This is a genomic window from Listeria fleischmannii subsp. fleischmannii LU2006-1, from assembly GCF_000344175.1.
Classification (GTDB): Bacteria; Bacillota; Bacilli; order Lactobacillales; family Listeriaceae; genus Listeria; species Listeria fleischmannii.
On sequence record NZ_ALWW01000079.1, the window covers coordinates 1 to 3,120 of the forward strand.

At 33.0% G+C, this 3,120-nt stretch carries 2 protein-coding genes; both read right to left on the reverse strand.

Annotation, left to right across the window (positions count from 1 at the left end; all coding sequences use genetic code 11):
- Positions 1 to 183: 183 nt before the first annotated feature.
- A complete protein-coding gene (locus tag LFLEISCH_RS14230) occupies positions 184 to 1,482 on the reverse strand; it encodes an MATE family efflux transporter (protein WP_040504905.1) in 1,299 nt (432 codons plus the stop codon).
- Positions 1,483 to 1,631: 149 nt separating this feature from the next.
- Positions 1,632 to 3,120, reverse strand: a 1,489-nt coding sequence (locus LFLEISCH_RS15440) for a right-handed parallel beta-helix repeat-containing protein (RefSeq protein WP_159099781.1), incomplete at its 5' end; no start/stop codon positions are given.

Genomic DNA, 3,120 nt, shown 5'->3' on the forward strand with positions numbered 1-3,120 from the left:
GATAATTTTATCGGTCAAACTTACGGTGAAGTCATGCAAAGGCGGACAATATGACTTAGTCTGGCAACTTCAAACTTTAGAAGGATTTACGTAGAGGATAAATTTACGATTTATATTCCAGTGAATTCGAAATAATTAGCACAAGCCCACTTTGAATACAAAGTGGGCTTGCTTTATTCTAATTTAGTAAAAAAGAAAATATAAAATAATCTCTAAAATGATAAAACAAATGATTATAACATATTGTCTTAAAATAAATCGAAAACAACTTTTATTAAAATATGATTTAAAAACAAGAAATGGATCAACCCAAGTAGTACTCATTAATCTACCTATCGCAATACTCAAAGCACTCCCAACTACTCCAAACTTAGGTATAAGTAAAAATGATCCTAGCAAGTATACGGTCATCAAAATAACGGGAGACCATTTCCCTTTTTGATAAAGCCCAAGAGCCGTTCGGAATAAATAAGAGGGGTACTGCAACCCTGTAACAAAAAATTGTAATGCTATGATAAGTACAACCTGTTGCCCAAGCAAATAATTTGATCCCAGCCAAATCTTTATAAAAGGATTCAGCAATAAGATGAGGCCTAAACTAATGAAGAAATAAACTAAAATTGTAGTTTTATAGATTTTTTTGAAGAGCTTAAATGCCTCTTCTTTATTTTCTCGAGCTGTTATTTGTCCAATACTGCCAATTAAACCTCGCATAGCTCTAGCAAGAATGCTAACAACTGCATTTATAATAAGCGTATAGTTAGCATAAACTCCTGCTGTAGATAGTCCTATAAAGGCTGTGATAAAAATACTTTCGGTTCCAGTAATAAGGTACCCCCCAGCCATATAAAGTACGATTCCTTGCATATTTTTTTTAATAGAACTTATTTCTTCCGTACTTAATTTTTCTGGCTTTCCTTTTAAAAATTCAGGATAACTTTTATAAGCATAATAGGATTGAATCCAATTAAAAGCAAGCATGCAAACTAATTGAATAACTAAATAACCAATTAAATCGTGTGTTTGAAATAAATATATTCCTTGAAGCAAAGATTGAATGCAAAATCCACCTTGTTTAAACATTACATTGATATACTCTTTCTGTGTAACAAAAAATAATGCTTTTCTATATACAAAAAAGTAACTAACTCCGGCGTTTGCCACATATAATAAATAAATGATAGATACTTCGCCGTTATTCGCTGAGCCTAATAAAGAAAAATTCCATACTACAGGTAAGAGAAGCACTCCTAGTAGCATAATGATGCTCCCAATATATCGGTATATTTTACGATAAAAAAGAAGGAAGTCTCTCACTTTTTGATTATTCTTCTTCACAAGAGGGGAATAGATTTGAAAAATAATCGCTTCCCCTATGCCAAGCTCTGCAAAAGAAATTAATGTGATAATATTTGTAAAAAGTCGATCCAATCCTAAAATTTCTTTTCCTAGAATTTGGAATAAAAATTGTTCGAATTCCAAATGAAACAACAAGGTATAGTATTTGCATTCCTATTCCTATGCCTATATTCTGGACCATGTAGTTTTTTACTTTAGCCATTTCTTAGCCTATTCCTTTCTTAGGAACAAATCCACCTCTGCTATTTTATTATTTTTGGCATCATAACCTCTTAAATAATATTCGTTACTCTTATCAATGTTTGGAATAACACTAATAGCATAAAAGCTGAACGTACCTTTATTTGGTAGTTTTCATCAGCTACTAATGTACCTCCTCGTGTCACTGTATTAGTACTAGCAACAAATAGTTCTAATCTGTGAATATTTTCAAATGTTCCAGTAAGATTTCTGTCTCCTCTTTTAAATGTCGCTACTGAAAGATTGCCTTCTGCAACGACAGGAACTCTAACGCGTTCCCCAGAAACTATACCATACTCATCCAGAGGTTCAATAAATAGTGTATGATTTTCGTAAAAAGAAGTTGGCTGATTGAGATAGTATTGGAAAGTTCCTTTTACAGTATCAACTGTACCTCCAAGGGAGATTTCAGTAACCACTCCATCTGCTGTTTCTCCTAACAAGCGGAATTTTTTAATATCTCCTAACAAAGAACCATAGATGATAGTATTTCGAATATAATGGTTACTAATTTCCATAATTTGTCCTGGTTTTCTAGAAAAAATAGGTACTTCTCGTTCATTTAATAAATTTCTAGCAATATCAAATGCCTGAATCACCATGCTAGTGCATTTTGAAAAATCAGCAACAGAAAAATCAATTTCAAAAGCATTATTTTCGAGTAATCGACCCCCTGTTTGAACTAAATCGGGCTTATCTGAAAAACTTGCAGTGACCTTAAATAATTCTACATCGCCTTCAAAACTACCAGTTACTTTCCTATCACCTGGCCAATATTCGTTCACGTTTCTAATACCACCTGAAAAAATATCTCCTCCGTCGATATATGTCCACTTCAGCGAACCACTTGCTGCGCTTCTAAGAACTGCAATTTTCTTTTCTACTTCATTTTCTACCTTAACTAGTGCAATATCACCTTCCGTTACTTTCCGATCACTTTGGTATAAATCATCTTTATCAATAATTGGAATTGTTAGGCGATCTGCTTTTAACCTTGTATGGAAAGTGTAGGCATCATAATTCATCAGATGTCCGTTTTCATACTCATATTCCTTACCCATAATAGTTGTGCGTTTGCCATTATCTGTTATTTTATAATCGTTACTAGAATTGTTTAAATCCACAGCATGAATGGTTGAATTTGTCGCATTATGTCCAATATATACTTTTGCACGATCCTTAATAACAATTAAATTACAATTATCCATCCAATAATCATATCGCGGTGTACTATTACCTAAAAATCGATTTTCAGAAATTGTAATTTGGCTAACGCCTTCCCTTTTACCACCTGCAAATCCTCCAGCACCACCATCAAGTGTAATACCTGTCTCTGTTATCTCTTCAAATGTATTACTTTGAATAAAATGATATTTAGAATCTATTTGTTTCCCATAAACACCTCTTTGTATTAAGATAGCTGCTTTTGAGACTTGTGTAAAAGCACACTCTCTAATTGTAATTCCTTGACATCCTTGTAAAATAACAGCATTTCGTTCTGCATGTGCAATGGTTCCCAAA